This window comes from Rahnella sp. P4_A8, assembly GCF_056402435.1.
In genome coordinates this window covers 1-700 of record NZ_JBFUHK010000335.1, presented here as the reverse complement: position 1 = coordinate 700, position 700 = coordinate 1, and the positions used below count along the sequence as shown (strand labels likewise).

1 protein-coding gene is annotated in these 700 nt (G+C 38.1%); it reads right to left on the bottom strand.

Annotated elements, in window-relative coordinates; genetic code table 11:
• Nucleotides 1–144: 144 nt before the first annotated feature.
• Nucleotides 145–531, bottom strand: coding sequence for a hypothetical protein (locus AC1DUO_RS25835; protein ID WP_449632714.1), 387 nt, complete (start codon nucleotides 529–531; stop codon nucleotides 145–147).
• Between the last annotated feature and the right edge of the window lie 169 nt (nucleotides 532–700).

Below are 700 nucleotides of genomic sequence, written 5' to 3'. Positions count from 1 at the left end.
GGACAGACCAGTCTATAATATATCCTTCGCGGAGATGCTTAAAGCACAACAATAAAATTATCACTATGGTTATTAGTAGTGCTATTGTTTTACTTTGAAACCAGTCTGTGAACCATGGATATAAAAGCCAGGGAATAATGACATTCATTTATTTATTCTCATAACAGTAATACAACCCAGCGAATTTTTTTCGCCACCATGACCGATGGCATATACTTTAACCTGGGCACCATTATGTATTTTTTTCGCTTCACTGTATAAATAATTAATTGTTAAAACAGGTATTACACAAATATCACTCATTATCGCCGGAAGAAATCTTCCAGAATAAGAGTTCACGCCTTGTACAATACGGGTGCTATTAACAGCAAGCTGATTTAAAGACTCCATCAGAATGACTTCATTGCTGTAATGATGAAGATATTGCTGAATATTAGCAATTTTGGCTGTTATACCGCCGTCGTGTAACCTAACTATTGATGTTAGCATTTGCAAATAAGGAGGAGATATTTCATCCCCGGAAGTTTTCATCGGCTATGACTCCACTGAGGTTGTTAAAAACTCACGATATCTTAGATAGATGCGTAATGCCCTTCCTGTGTAAAACCCGACAGTGAGACCTGATGCCAGCGCCGTAATAATTAGTTGTACGGTGTTGATCCCCTGAATACCTCGTATCGCTTCTTCGGATCCTACATAG